This is a genomic window from Actinomadura barringtoniae, assembly GCF_017573505.1.
Taxonomy (GTDB): Bacteria; Actinomycetota; Actinomycetes; order Streptosporangiales; family Streptosporangiaceae; genus Spirillospora; species Spirillospora barringtoniae.
The window spans coordinates 829,814-843,000 of record NZ_JAGEOJ010000001.1 but is presented as its reverse complement, the minus strand read 5'-3'; the positions used below and the strand labels follow the sequence as shown (position 1 = coordinate 843,000).

Annotated in this window: 12 protein-coding genes; 6 read left to right on the top strand and 6 right to left on the bottom strand. The window is 69.4% G+C overall.

Annotated elements, in window-relative coordinates:
- Window positions 1-25 precede the first annotated feature (25 nt).
- The 3 genes from J4573_RS03800 to J4573_RS03790 are packed head-to-tail and all read left to right on the top strand — an operon-like array spanning window position 26 to window position 3,499.
- Window positions 26-1,069 carry an MCE family protein gene (locus tag J4573_RS03800; protein ID WP_208253846.1) on the top strand — a complete coding sequence of 348 codons (1,044 nt, stop codon included), beginning with the start codon at window positions 26-28 and terminating at the stop codon, window positions 1,067-1,069.
- On the top strand, window positions 1,066-2,385 hold the full coding sequence (locus tag J4573_RS03795; RefSeq protein ID WP_208253756.1) for an MCE family protein: 1,320 nt from the start codon (window positions 1,066-1,068) through the stop codon (window positions 2,383-2,385). Before J4573_RS03800 ends, J4573_RS03795 begins: the two co-directional genes overlap by 4 nt.
- 25 nt (window positions 2,386-2,410) lie before the next feature.
- Window positions 2,411-3,499 (top strand): hypothetical protein, encoded by a 1,089-nt coding sequence (locus J4573_RS03790; RefSeq protein ID WP_208253755.1) that lies wholly within the window; start codon window positions 2,411-2,413, stop codon window positions 3,497-3,499.
- 217 nt (window positions 3,500-3,716) lie between these two features.
- On the opposite strand, the gene J4573_RS03785 is transcribed toward J4573_RS03790, so the two are convergent.
- Both J4573_RS03785 and rpsD read right to left on the bottom strand, forming a co-directional pair.
- Window positions 3,717-4,604 (bottom strand): TauD/TfdA dioxygenase family protein, encoded by an 888-nt coding sequence (locus J4573_RS03785; RefSeq protein ID WP_208253754.1) that lies wholly within the window; start codon window positions 4,602-4,604, stop codon window positions 3,717-3,719.
- 121 nt (window positions 4,605-4,725) lie between these two features.
- The gene (gene rpsD, locus J4573_RS03780) at window positions 4,726-5,331 is read right to left on the bottom strand and encodes a 30S ribosomal protein S4 (RefSeq protein ID WP_208253753.1); all 606 of its coding nucleotides are present in this window, start codon (window positions 5,329-5,331) and stop codon (window positions 4,726-4,728) included.
- Window positions 5,332-5,466: 135 nt separating this feature from the next.
- Here rpsD and J4573_RS03775 point away from each other — a divergent pair, with 135 nt between their 5' ends.
- Window positions 5,467-6,177: a DUF2470 domain-containing protein gene (locus tag J4573_RS03775; protein ID WP_307796471.1), complete on the top strand. Its 711-nt coding sequence runs from the start codon at window positions 5,467-5,469 to the stop codon at window positions 6,175-6,177.
- A gap of 302 nt (window positions 6,178-6,479) precedes the next feature.
- Window positions 6,480-7,664: a trans-sulfuration enzyme family protein gene (locus J4573_RS03770; protein ID WP_208253751.1), complete on the top strand. Its 1,185-nt coding sequence runs from the start codon at window positions 6,480-6,482 to the stop codon at window positions 7,662-7,664.
- Between the two features lie 109 nt (window positions 7,665-7,773).
- On the opposite strand, the gene J4573_RS03765 is transcribed toward J4573_RS03770, so the two are convergent.
- The 3 genes from J4573_RS03765 to J4573_RS03755 form a co-directional block, all read right to left on the bottom strand.
- The gene (locus J4573_RS03765; RefSeq protein WP_208253750.1) at window positions 7,774-8,931 is read right to left on the bottom strand and encodes a DUF5925 domain-containing protein; all 1,158 of its coding nucleotides are present in this window, start codon (window positions 8,929-8,931) and stop codon (window positions 7,774-7,776) included.
- Between the two features lie 42 nt (window positions 8,932-8,973).
- Window positions 8,974-10,317: an RNA-guided endonuclease InsQ/TnpB family protein gene (locus J4573_RS03760; RefSeq protein WP_307796470.1), complete on the bottom strand. Its 1,344-nt coding sequence runs from the start codon at window positions 10,315-10,317 to the stop codon at window positions 8,974-8,976.
- Between the two features lie 159 nt (window positions 10,318-10,476).
- On the bottom strand, window positions 10,477-11,268 hold the full coding sequence (locus tag J4573_RS03755) for a lysophospholipid acyltransferase family protein (protein WP_208253749.1): 792 nt from the start codon (window positions 11,266-11,268) through the stop codon (window positions 10,477-10,479).
- A 107-nt stretch (window positions 11,269-11,375) separates the two neighbouring features.
- Here J4573_RS03755 and J4573_RS03750 point away from each other — a divergent pair, with 107 nt between their 5' ends.
- Window positions 11,376-12,239, top strand: coding sequence for a hypothetical protein (locus tag J4573_RS03750; RefSeq protein WP_243772318.1), 864 nt, complete (start codon window positions 11,376-11,378; stop codon window positions 12,237-12,239).
- 169 nt (window positions 12,240-12,408) lie between these two features.
- On the opposite strand, the gene J4573_RS03745 is transcribed toward J4573_RS03750, so the two are convergent.
- On the bottom strand, window positions 12,409-13,083 hold the full coding sequence (locus J4573_RS03745) for a uracil-DNA glycosylase (RefSeq protein ID WP_208253747.1): 675 nt from the start codon (window positions 13,081-13,083) through the stop codon (window positions 12,409-12,411).
- Between the last annotated feature and the right edge of the window lie 104 nt (window positions 13,084-13,187).

Below are 13,187 nucleotides of genomic sequence, written 5' to 3'. Positions count from 1 at the left end.
CGTCCCCCCTCGGGCAGTGCTGGCGATGCTGCTCGGCCTCGTGCTGGCCGTGACCGGCTGCTCCATCAAGACCGCGGGCGCGCCCAAGGGCGACCTCACGCTCACCGCCAAGTTCACCGACGTGCAGGGCCTTGTGCAGGGGCACAGCGTGCAGATGTCGGACGTCAAGGTCGGCACCGTCACCAAGGTCGAGCTGGACAAGGCCGACTACACCTCCAAGGTGACGATGTCGATCAAGAACGGCATCCACATCCCGCAGGGCTCGCGCGCCGAGATCAAGATCACCTCATTGCTCGGCGAGAACTACGTCGACCTGCAGCTGCCGCCGGGCGGCCGGATGGACCAGGGCCCGTTCCTGGCCAGCGGCGCGCAGATCCCCAACACCAGCGTGCAGCCGGCGTTCGAGGAGGTCGTCGGGCAGGCCGGGCCGCTGCTGAAGGCCCTGTCCGGCAACGACGTCGCCGCCGTGGTGAACGCGGGCGCGACCGCGCTGGACGGCGAGGGCGGCAAGCTGAACACCGCGATCGCCAAGTCCGGCGACCTCATCAAGGTGTTCGCCGATCAGCGCGAGCAGCTCGGCAAGGCCGTGGACGACTTCGCCCGGCTCGGCAACTCGCTCGCCAAGGGCAGCGACGCGCTGAACCAGGCGCCGGTCGAGCTGGAGCGCACGACCAAGATGCTGCGCGACGACAAGGACAAGATCCTGAACGTCGTCGCCAAGCTCACCAGGGCCGCGCGCGAGCTGAACGACAAGGTCCTGGAGGGGCGCGTGTCCCGCTTCAAGACCCTGCTGAACGACCTGGACCCGGTGCTCGCCCAGCTCGGCAACAACCGCCAGCGGCTCACCGGCCTGGTGAACGGCCTGGTGACCTTCAGCGACAAGCTGCCGAAGGCCAGCTACGACGGCCAGCTGCTGCTCTACCCGATCCTCAAGGTGACCTGGCCGGACGGCTCACCGATCTTCCCGACGCCCGGTGGCAAGGGCGGCAAGACCAACGCTCCACAGGTGCCGAAGGACGCGCGCAACGCGCTGCCCGACCTCGACAAGATCCTGGGGGGCGGGCGATGAGCCGCCGCATCGCGATCAACCTGGCCGTCTTCGCCGCGCTGGCGGTCGTCATGGTGGTGTGGGCGTTCAACAACGTGGTCCGGTTCGACTTCATCGACCGGCCGTACCACATCAACGTCGAGTTCGTGTCCTCGCCCGGCCTGCACCCCAACTTCGAGGTCGACTACCTGGGCCTGCGCATCGGCAAGATCGACTCGGTCAAGCTGGAGAAGGACAAGGTCGTCGTCAGGCTCGACATCGACCGCGGCGTCAAGGTCCCGCAGGGCGTCACCGCCGCCGCGGCCCGCAAGTCCGCGGTCGGCGAGCCGGTCGTCGAGCTGACGCCGCCCGCCGGGATCAGCCCGGACGCGCCCAAGCTGAAGGCCGGCTCGGTCATCCCGGTGTCGCAGACCAAGGTGCCGCCCAAGTACGGCGACCTGTTCGGCGCGGTCATCCAGACGCTGAAGGCGATCAAGCCCGAGGACGCCAAGGTCCTCACCCACGAGCTGGCCGAGGGCTGGTCGGGCCGTGAGGACTCGCTGCGGCAGGTCATCCAGGGCGGCGACCAGCTGTCCACCACGTTCGCCAACAACACCGAGTTGCTGGACGGGCTCACCAAGGACTTCGGCAAGATCAGCAAGGTGCTGGCCGACAACCGCGACGACCTCGGCTCGGGCATCGACAACGTGGCCGCCCTGACCAAGGCGCTGGCCCAGATGCGCGGCGAGCTCACCCAGCTGCGCGACAACGGCCCCGACCTGTTGAAGACGGTGAACGGGCTGCTGGACCAGACCGGAGACGACCTCGGGTGCACCGTGGACTCGCTCGGCACGCTCGGGATCACCAAGTACAACCCGCACGCGATCCAGGACCTCAGCGACACCCTGAAGCAGGCCAAGCCGCTGAAGTACGTGCTGAGCAACGTGGTCGGGACCGACCAGGGCCTGCCGGTGCTGAACGTGGTCTTCCTGATCACGCTCAAGAAGCAGGCGGCGCTGGAGTACAAGTACCCGCTGCCGCAGCCCACCACGGGCAAGATCCCCAACTGCCCGGACGGCCGCGACCCGCTCAACGTCAAGCAGCTGCCCTACAAGTCCAAGAACCCGGGACAGACGATCCCGACGCACGATCCGTCCATCCAGAACCAGAAGTCCCTTAACGCAAAGAATGCTGCGAATAAGGCGTCCGACTCTGCCGGGGGACCGCCGGCTTGGCTAATGTACGTCCCCCCGCTCCTTGCGCTGTTGGTGCTGATCAAGGTCATGATGGGCTCTGTTCCCGTCGTGTCCCGGATAAGCCGCATAGGCCGATTCCGGCGCCGCGCCAAGGATGATTGACCCCGACCCCCGAGGAGTACCAGTAATGGCAGCCAAGACCTCCAAGGACGACGCCCTCGACAAGGGCGGCCCCGAGGAGAGCGAAGCCGCCGGGGCGGACGCCACCGTCGCCGACGAGACCGAGGCCGTGGAGTCCACGGCCAAGCCCGCGGCCCGGCGCAAGAGGCGGGTCCGGGTCATCGAGGTGCTGGACGACGAGGACATCGACGAGGTCCTCGACGCGATGGACGCCGAGGAGGAGGCGGCCGCCGAGGCTGAGGCCGAGGAGGAGAAGCCCGCCCCCAAGGCCAAGGCCGCCGCCAAGACGACCACCGCCAAGCCCGCCGCCACCAAGGCAGCCACCACCAAGGCCGCCGCCACCAAGACCGTTCCGGCCAAGAAGAAGCCCGAGATCATCGAGGCCGAGGACGACGAGGCCGACGAGGAGGAGGCCGAGCCCGTCCGCAAGGCCACTGCGGACAGTGGCTCCGGCGGCTCTGGCGGGGGCTCGCAGGATCGTACGATCGGCGGCGTCCCGCTGATCCCGGTCATCGTGGGCGTGGTCGTCATCGCCGTGCTGGCGTCCCTGGCGATCTGGCAGTGGCGCAGCGCGAGCAGTTCGTCGTCCAAGGAAGACGACCGTGCCGAGGTCACCAAGGTGGCGTCGCAGTTCGGGGACCTGGCGGCCAACTACAACGCCTCGAACTACCAGAGCCAGATGGACAAGGCTCAGGCGCTGATGGCGGGCGACCTGCTGGACAACTACAAGCGCTGCACGCTGCCGAACCTCGGCAACACGTTCAAGAGCAGCCCGAACCTGTCGATCACGTCCAAGACCACCGGGACGTTCGTCGGCAACGTCGACGACAGGTTCGCCACCGCGGTCGTGGCGGTGACCATCGGGCTGAACTCCGGCCAGGCCAACAGCCAGCCGCAGTCGGTCGACGGCAACCTGATCCGGCTGTCGCTGGCCAAGCAGGGCGGCAAGTGGAAGGTGACCCAGCAGTACGCCTCGGGCACCAACCAGATGAGCCAGGACTGCGGCCAGAGCCAGATTCCGGGCGCCAACGGCCAGACCCCGGGCAACGGCTCGCCGAGCGGCAGCCCCAGCCCCACCCCCAAGCCCTCCAACTGACCCAGTAACGGCGAGGGCCCGGCGCGACCTTGTCGCACCGGGCCTTTCGCGTTCAGCCGAAGGCTGACCTTTGCAATGGCCCCGGCCCGCACGCGAACGCGTTACCTGAGCCTGGGGCGACGCCGGAGGCAAGCCCTCAGGCGAAGACGGCGAAGCCGTGTCGCGTTCGCCTCTTTGGCGGTTCAGGTCCGAGCCGCCAGGCGAGGGCCTGAGGCCGTCAAAGATAGCGAGCAGCGCTCGCCTCAGATGGAGCGTCCTCGCCGGTGACGCCGCCGGGGCCGGTCGGGACGCCGCTGTCGAGGTCGGTGGGCGCCATGAAGGTGACGCGGTGCATCTTGCGGCGCTGGGTGTAGTCGGCGACCGCGTAGTGCTGGGTGGGGCGGTTGTCCCAGAAGGCCATGGTGCCCGGACGCCACTTGAGGCGGACCTGGAACTGCGGGTCGCGGACGGCGTCGAACAGCAGCGGCAGGATCGCCTCGTTCTCGCGGCGCGACAGCCCGATCAGGCGCGTCACCGAGGAACGGTTGACGTAGAGCGCCTTGCGGCCGGTCTCGGGGTGGACGCGGACCACCGGGTGGATCTGCGGCGGGTTCTTGTCCTGCATGTCGCGCAGGTCGAAGCGGTGGCCCTTGTCGATGGCCTTGGAGATGGACATCGTGAGGTCGTGCTCGGCGTAGAGCTCGTCGCACAGGCGCTGGAGCCAGGGGGCGAGCGAGTCGTACACCATGTACATGTTCGCCCAGTTGGTGTCGCCGCCGACCTCGGGCAGGATCACGCAGCGCAGCAGCGAGCCGGTCGGCGGGCGCTTCATGAACGTGTTGTCGGAGTGCCACTGGTCGCCGCCCTCGCCCTTCGGCGCGGTCTGGTCGAGGACGTGGATGGCGCCGCCGTCGACGTTCATCTTCGGGATGTCGAGCGTCCCGAAGTTCATCGCGAACGCCTCGTGCTGCTCGTCGTTGATGTGCTGGTCGCGGAAGAACAGCACGTAGTTGTCGAGCAGGCCCTGCCGGACGATCTGGACCTGCTCCTCGTCGAGGGGCTTGGTCAGGTCGATGCCGGTGACCTCTGCGCCGATGTTCGCGGTGACTTTGTTGAATTCGATCATTGTCCTGGGGCCTCCATCGGGTACAGCGGTTCAGCGGCTCAGCCAAGCAATCGCTAGGTTGAGCTTAACCGATGGAGGCGGACACCTGTCCAGGGGGCCGGGCCCCCTGGATTTCCACAGGTCAGCGCGAGTAGTGCTCGACCACCAGCTGCTCGTCGCAGATCACCGGGATCTCCCTGCGCTCGGGCAGGCGGGTGAGCTGCGCCGCGAGGGCGTCGTGCCGCACGTCCAGATAGGCCGGCACGTTCTCGGTGTTGGCGCCGGTCGCAGCGACCTGGAACGGCACCATCGAGTGGCTGCGCTCGGCGATCGTGATGACGTCGCCGGGGCGCAGGCGGTAGGACGGGCGGTCCACCCGGCGGCCGTTCACCAGCACGTGGCGGTGCACGACGAACTGCCGGGCCTGGTAGATCGTGCGGGCGAACCCGGCGCGCAGGACCAGGGCGTCCAGCCGGCGCTCCAGGTCGACGATCAGTGCCTCGCCGGTCTTGCCCTCGACCTTGGACGCCTTGGCGAAGGCGTTGCGGAGCTGGGCCTCACGGATGTTGTACTGCGCGCGCAGCCGCTGCTTCTCGCGCAACCGGATCTTGTAGTCGGACTCGTTCTTGCGGCTTCGTCCGTGCACGCCGGGCGGGTACGGACGGGCCTCGAAGTACTTCACGCTCTTCGGGGTCAGCGGGATGCCGAGGGCCCGGGAAAGCCGCACCTTGGGGCGTGGGGTGTTCATCTTCCTCCTTTTGCTCTGCAGCAGTATGTGCTTAGGTAATCCTAACTTAGGTAAGCCTAACCTACTTTTGAGGTCGGGTCGGGTCGAGGTCAGGGAGTTGGTCTGGTGGCCGGTATGGGGCGAACGGGGACCGTGGTGACGCGTCCCACAGCGGGCGAACGAGCGAGGACGCTGGCGTACGGCATCGCCGACGGGGTCCTGGCGGGACCGGGCGTTCCGTACGCGCCGGTGTCCGCTCACATCACTGATGACAACGGCCGCCCGTTCATGCTCATTCCCTCTGGATCGCCCGTCGTCGCAGCTCTGAAGGGTGAACCCGACCTCCCCGCGACCCTGCGGATCTCCGACGTCGCAGCCGTACCGCTGGCCGATCGGGTGCGCGGCCGCGCCTGGCTGCACGGCTGGATCACCGAGCTCCGCGGCCCCGAACGCCACGCGGCGGCGATGCTGCTGTTGCGCCTGCACCCGCGGCCCGAGCTGCTCGACCTCGCCGAGGACGGGGAGTGGACGCTGCTGGCGCTGGAGGCCGCCGAGATCGAGGTGGAGGACGCCTGGGGGAGCGCCACCCTCGAGCCCGAGGACTACGCGGACGCCGCGCCCGACCCGTTCGTGGCCATCGAGGCGGGCCTGCTCACCCACCTGGACTCCTGCCACCGCGAGGAGCTCGCCGCGTTGCTGCCCGGCGCGAAGCCCGGCGACGTGCGCGCCCTGTCCCTCGACCGCTACGGGATGTGGCTGCGCTGCGCCGGCCAGGGCGACGTGCGCGCGGTCTTCCCCGAGCCTGTCAGTGATCTCCACGGCCTGCGCTGCGCGTACCGCCGCCTGTTCGGCGTCCGCCGCCCCTAGGTCCGTGCGCGGTGCGGCGAGGTCCGTGCGCGGGGTCAGTGGTCGAAACCCGTGGAATCACGGATGTCGGGACCCCGGGATCCGAGAGATCCTCATGACTCGGCCGTGAGTCTCCTCCACTGCGGGGTGTGCAGGAGGCTCCGGCCGGGTTGGTGGCCCGGCTCCCGTGAACGCGGAGGGGGGCACGGCCCGGGCCACCATGCCCGCGACTCGCCCGGCCTGCCCGGCTCGTTCGGCGCCTTTAACGCCACATTCGGAAATTGGCTCTGTTTGCGGCGTTCTCCCTGATTAAGGGTGGAGACATGAGCGCAGAACACCAGGAGACCCGCGTCGTCCACACACCCGTGATCCAGCACGCCGGAAGCCGCCCGCTGACCGTCCCGATCTACCAGGGGCACCTGTTCTCGTTCGACACCGCCGACGAGATGGCCACCGCGTTCGAGGGACCCGAGGGCGCCTACTTCTACAGCCGCCTGGGCAACCCGACGACCCGCGCGTTCGAGGAGGGCGTCGCCGGCCTGGAGGGCGGCGCCGCGGCGCTGGCGGCCGCGTCCGGCATGGGCGCGATCAGCTCGGTGCTGCTGGCCCTGCTGAAGTCCGGCGACCACGTGATCGCCCAGTCCAGCCTGTACGGCGGGACGTTCGCGCTGTTCAAGGACCTGGCCGAGCGCTGGGGCGTCGAGGTGACCTACGTCACCGGCGGCGACGACCCGGCCGAGGTACGGGCCGCGCTGCGCCCCGAGACCAGGCTGCTCTACCTGGAGACGATCGCCAACCCCAGCACCCGCGTCGCCGACCTGCCCGCGCTGATCGCCGAGGTGAAGGACGCCGGGGTGCTCACGGTCGTCGACAACACCTTCGCCACCCCGCTGCTGTGCCGCCCGATCGAGCACGGCGCCGACGTCGTCGTGCACTCGGCCACCAAGTACCTGGGCGGCCACGGCGACATCCTGGGCGGCGTCGCGGTCTTCGCTGACGAGGACCTGTACCACCGGGTCTGGCACCACGCCACCGAGCTCGGCGCCAGCGCCGACCCGTTCGCCGCCTGGCTCACCGTCCGCGGCATGGCCACGTTGGCGCTGCGGGTCGAGCGCCAGAACGAGACGGCCCTGGAACTGGCGCGGCGGCTCGCCGGGCACCCGCAGGTCACCAAGGTCAACTATCCCGGCCTGCCCGACCACCCGCAGCACGCGGTCGCGGAACGGCTGCTGGGCGGCAAGGGCGGCGGCGTGCTGTCGTTCGAGCTGGCGGGCGGGCGCGACGCCGGCCGCACGTTCATCGAGTCCGTGCAGCTGGTCGCGCTCACCGGGTCGCTCGGCGGCACCAAGAGCCTGACCCTGCACCCGGCCAGCACGTCCCACCGCCAGCTCGACGCGGAGGCGCTGGCCGCCGGGGACATCAGCGAGGGCCTGGTCCGGCTCGCGGTCGGCATCGAGCACGTCGACGACCTGTGGGCCGACCTCGAACAGGCCCTCGAAAAGCTCTGACCTCAACCCGCCGATGCCCCCAACCCGCCGATCTTGCTCTCAGAGCCCCTGACAGGACCGAATGAGGGCGCTGAGAGCAAGATCGGCGTATGTGTGGGGCGTGGACGGGTTACAGGTAGAAGCCGGTGTCGCCCGCGGGGGAGTCCGCGTTCGCCGGGCGCTTCTCGCCCTTGCGGAGCGACACCAGTTCGGCCAGCGTCGCGCCGCCGGGACCGATCTCGGCGGCGCCGGCCTCCACGCCCTCGGCGTCCAGCCAGGCGGCCGACTCCGCCCGGGTGAGCTGCCCGACCTCGATCTGAGCCAGGCACCGCCCGGGCCGTACGACCGCCGGGTGCAGGCGCGCGAGATCCTCGTTGGTGGTGATCGCCACCAGCACGTCCCGGCCCTGGCCCAGCATGCCGTCGGTCAGGTTGAGCAGGCGGGACAGGCCCTGGCCAGTCGACGCCTTGGCCTCGCCGCGGATCAGCTCGTCGCAGTCCTCCAGGATGAGCAGCCGCCACCGCCGGCTGTCCTCGCCGTCCTCGCCGACCGCGACCTGCATCAGGTAGCCGGGCGTCCCGAAGAGCACCTCGGGGTCGAGCACGCAGTCGGCCTGGCACCAGTCGCGCCAGGAGCGGGCCAGCGCCCGCAGCGCGGTCGTCTTGCCGGTGCCGGGCGGGCCGTGCAGCAGAAGGAGCCGCCCGGAGATCTCCTCGCGGGTGAGGCTCATCACCTCGTCGAGCGCCTCGGCCACCGGCGCTGTGTAGTTGGCGCGGATGTCGGCCCACGCGTCGGTCGAGATCTCCCGTTCGGTACGGACCGGACCCCGGCCCATGTGCCAGAAGCCCATCTCGACGGTGGTCTCGTCCTCCTTGGGCGGCTCGGTGGCGTCCCGTACGGCCTCGTCCAGGACGCTCTTGGCCAGTTCCTCGGAGACGGCCGAGACCGCCAGGTAGGCGCTGCCGTGCTGCCAGCGGTTGGTCAGCAGCGTCCAGCCCTCGCCGGCGTAGAGCACCGACTCCTTGTTCTTCTCGTGGGCGACGCGGATCACCCGGCCCTCGGCCGGGCGCAGCGGCGCCTCCTTCTTGACCAGGTCGATCTGGGTGGAGCGCGACCAGGGCTGCTCGCCCGACGCGAACGGCCGCAGCGACAGCACGTCCATCACGTCGGCCGGGGAGTTGGTGTCGCTCAGGTTGAACACGACGGGACGCGCCAGCCCGGCCCCGGGGTCGTCCTGGGACTCCCGGGGCTCCACCAGATGCAGGATCTCGCGCGGCCTCTCAGTCATGTCATCGATGATCAGTCGCCCGCCCGCGCCGCGTCCAATGAATTACTCGCCAACTTCTCGGCCGTGAACGGCCGAGCTTGGTGGCTCGGTGGTTCCCTTCAGGCTTTGTCGCGCTTCCCGTCGCGGCTGGCTGTCGCGGCTGGGGCGCATCTCCCCTCTCCCGACCCCGTTCGGGCCGGGGTAGGGGACGGGCATGTTGACAAATGCCCACGCCGTCCTGGCCCGTTGCCGGATGTTCAGGGCGGCGACGTGGTCGGCGGGCCCAGCGAGGCCGCACCGGCGACAGCAGAAGACGTCCCGGATGGGACGGTTCTTACGGGAGACATGCCCGCACCATGGGTTCGGGCAGCTCTGGGAGGTGAAGGCCGGGTCCACCTCTAGGCAGGGCACCCCGGCCCGCAGGGCCTTGTACGTGATGAACGCTCCGAGCTGGTGGAACGCCCAGTTGGACAGTGTGGCCCGCTGGTCACGGGTGAGCCGTACCCGCTCGCGGATCCCGCTCAGCTGTTCGAGCGCGATCCCGCGACCGGTGCGTTCCGCGACGGCCACGATCTGCTTGGAAATCTTGTGGTTCTCGTTGGTGACGTGCCTGGCTTCCCTGGCCTTGCGTTTGGCCAGCCGCCGCGCGGCCGACCGGGACCCGGCCGCCTTGCGGGTCTGCAATTCGGCGCGTTTGCGTGCCTGCCACCGCCGGTACCGGGTCAGGCGACGCCCCTGATAGTTGTCCCCATCGGAGGTGGTGGCCAGGTTGACGATCCCGCGATCCACCCCGATCCAGTCGGCCGGATCACCGTTGAGCGGGGCCTGGTCGATGTCGCAGGTGGCGACCAGGAACCACAGGCCGTCCCGCAGCACCAGGTCCGACTCGCCGCGCCGGTGGGCGGCCAGGGTCTTCACGTCGGTCTGCGACCCGGTGAACGCGATGCCCCGCATCCGGCCCGCCATGGTCCAGATCGACACCGTCCGGGCATCGATCTGCCACGACAAACACCGGTCGTCGAAGGTGTGGCTCGAATCAGGCCGAAAGACGATCGGTTTGGATTCGGCCTTGCGGCGTCGCCGTGACGCCGGGCCGCCCAGCACCCCGTTGTCGATCAGACCGCGCAGCGAGCTGTAGGCGTCTACCACCCGTTTGATCACATGCTGGGCGGCCTGCGCACCCAACCCCTCGGCCTTCAACTCTCCGTAGGCCAGCCCTCGTAGCTCACGCTCACGCGCCTTCAACCCGAACGCCTCGTACGCCTGCGCCGACACCTGGTTCGCCAGCACGTTCACCGTGCGCAAGGTCGCTGCGAGTGCCGTCGCCTGCTCAGGCGACGGCAGCAGCTTGACCTGCACCACGATCTTCACATCCGTAAAGGTAACCAGCGGCACCGACAGAATCACTCAACGTCATACAACGGTGATCATCTCCACAGACTGGTGTCTGACCCACCGGGCCTGGGCGGCGCTGGCGCGCCGCGACACACTGGAAGCAATTCCTCCCGGTCCCGAAGGGCCGGGGTTCCTCGCTAGAAGCTCGCTGAACGGAGCCCTTCTCCCGGGCTAGTCAGACTTCTTCTCCCCGGCCTCGGCCTCGCGGGCCGCGCGGCGGGCGGCGCGGGCCTCGGCCTCCTCGGCGTCCAGCTTGGCCGCCTCCTCCGGAGTCGGCGCGCTGCCGCCCAGGTAGGCGGGCTGCCACCAGTCCTCGCCCGCCTTGGGGATGTCGGTGTACTCGCGCTGGGCCTTCTCCAGCAGCTCCGACATCTGGTCGTGCAGCTCCTGGGTGACCTTGTCGTAGTCGTCCCCGCGCTTGGGGTACATCGGCTCGCCGATGAGGATCGTCACCGGGATGTTGCGCTGCAGGATGCGGCGCTTGCGGCCCTTGGTCCAGAGCCGCTGCGGGCCCCAGATGGCGATCGGGATGAGCGGTACGCCGGAGGCGACGGCCATCCGCACCGCGCCGCTCTTGATGTCCTTGACCGTGAACGAACGGCTGATCGTGGCCTCGGCGAAGACCCCGATGATCTCCCCGCTCTTCAGCGCGGTGAGCGCCGCCTTGTAGGAGGCGGCCCCGGCCTCGCGGTCGACCGGGATGTGATGCATGCCCCGCATCAGCGGCCCGGCGACGCGGTTGTCGAAGATCTCCTTCTTGGCCATGAAGCGGACCAGGCGGCCCGCGGGGTGGGTCGCCAGCCCGGCGAAGATGAAGTCGAGGTAGCTCACGTGGTTGCTGACCAGGACCGCCCCGCCGGTCGAGGGGATCTTCTCGGTCCCCTCGAGACGGAACTTCAGGTTGAGGGCCTTGAAGAGGCCGAGCGCCGTCTTGATCACCGGTGGGTACACGATTTCGGACATGGATGAACCGTACCTTCGCCTGCGATGATCAGCGAGCGGCGGGATGCATCCCACATCCGGCCCGATCTCTGAGAGGCTAGGAGGACAGGAACTTCAAGGGGGTGGGCATGGAACCGTTGGACGCGGCGGCGGACGTGCACGCGCTCATCCGGGACCTGCTGCCGGTCGTGGCGCCGAGCGCCTGGTTCGACCCCGGGACGTCGGAGGTCGTGCTGCCGGTCGGCCGGTCCGAGGCGCGGGCCTCCAGCTGGACGGTGCTCGAGCGCTGCGCGCGCGAGCCCCAGGACAACTGGCACAAGCTCGTGGACGACTGGCTGCGCGAGGTCGGTGACCGGGCCTTCCTGGCGGTCGGCGAGATGGAGCTGTTCGGCGACGTGCGCGAGCTGCTGCGGCTGCGCATCGTGCCGAAGCTCGACCCGCAGGACCGCGAGGGCCTGGTGGTCGTGCCCGCCGGAGACCACTTCGACGCGATGGTCATGATCGAGCACCCGCGCTACGGCGGTCCCCTCACCAAGGCCCGCGCGGGGCTCCTCGGGCTGCGCAAGCTCGGCTATGTGATGACCAACACCCACGACCGCGAGCTCGCCGACGTCGAGGTCCGCGACCAGCTGCTGCTGCCGGGCGAGAACGTCCGGGTCGTCACCAAGCCGGGCAGCCGGTACGTGTCGGCCCTGCTCAGCGAGGTCGAGCAGTTCCTGCCGGGCGGCGACGGCCACCCGAACGGCGCGCTGGTCGGCGTGCCCTGCCACAGCACGCTGCTGCTCTACCCGATCACCTCCCGGGGCGTCCGCGAGGTGCTGCCGGTCTTCGCCGACGTGGTCCGCGAGATGCACGACGACGCCGACGACCCCTGCGCGGTCGGCGTCTACTGGAGCCACGGCGCCCGCCGGCTGACCCCTCTCAGCCCGGACGAGACGCTCGACGGCTCAGGCGAGTTCGCCGCCCTGCTCCGCAGGCTTCCGCCGAGCTGAAACCTCAGCCCGCACGCGAGTGCGCTCAGCCCGCACGCGAGTGCGCTATCTGAGCGAAGGACGAGCCGAAGGCGAGGTCCTTCGCGAAGATCGCGAAGCGATGTCGCGCTCGCCGCCTTTGCGGTTCGCCGCCGAGCCGCCAGGCGAGGTGGCGAGGCCGGAAAGGCAGTTAATACAGCTTCCAGTCGATCGGCTGGGCGCCCTGCTGCTCGAGAAGCTGGTTGGCGCGGCTGAACGGCCGGGAGCCGAAGAACCCGCGGTCGGCCGACATCGGGCTCGGGTGCGCGGACTCGATGCTCGGCACCGGGCCCAGCAGTGGCTTGAGGTTGCGCGCGTCCCGGCCCCACAGGATCGCCACCAGCGGCCCGCCGCGTTCGGCCAGGGCGCGGATCGCCTGCTCGGTGACCTCCTCCCAGCCCTTGCCGCGGTGCGAGCCGGGCTTGCGGGGCGCGACCGACAGGGACCTGTTGAGCAGCAGCACGCCGCGTTCGGTCCACGGGGTGAGGTCGCCGTTGGAGGGCTCGGGGTGGCCGAGGTCGGCGCAGTACTCGCGGAAGATGTTGATCAGGCTGCCGGGCAGCGGCCGCACGTCCGGCGCCACCGAGAAGCTGAGGCCGACCGCGTGGCCGGGGGTGGGGTAGGGGTCCTGCCCGACGATCAGCACCCGCACGTCGGTGAACGGCTGGGTGAAGGCGCGCAGGATGTTGTTCCCGGCGGGCAGGTAGCGACGCCCGGCCGCGATCTCGTCGCGCAGGAAGTCGCCCGCCGCGGCCACGTGCCCCGCGGCGGGCTCCAGCGCGGTGGCCCACCCGGCCTCGACGATCTCCGAGAGTGGTCGTCCCATGGCGGACCACCCTAGTCCGATGATCATCGGTGCGGTTCCAGTCCACATAATGGAAGGTTTTTGACCACATGAGGTCTGTTGAAAAAGAAAGTTTCCAACGGTCC